The 244-nt window shown below is 70.9% G+C and carries 1 protein-coding gene; it reads left to right on the forward strand.

What is annotated here, in order from left to right; genetic code table 11:
• Positions 1–244: hypothetical protein (locus Q5762_RS39365; RefSeq protein WP_315897125.1), on the forward strand; the 244-nt coding region annotated here is incomplete at both ends.

Raw genomic sequence — 244 nt, forward strand, 5'->3', positions numbered from 1 at the left:
GCCACAGCTGCAATGGACCCTGCCGGCCGAACGCAAGCCGCAGGTGCAGGTGGCGCCGTGGCAGGACGGCCACTATCTGCTGGCGCAGCTGCCGGTGCCGATCAGTAGCGCTCCCCGCACGCTGCCGAGCGAGGTCGGCCTGCTGTGGGACGGTTCGGGGTCATCCGGCCTGCGCGACCGCGCGCGTGAGTTCGCGCTGCTGGACCGCTACTTTGCCCGGATGGGTAATGGCACGGTCAGCGCG

Source organism: Streptomyces sp. P9(2023), assembly GCF_032436795.1.
GTDB lineage: Bacteria > Actinomycetota > Actinomycetes > Streptomycetales > Streptomycetaceae > Streptomyces.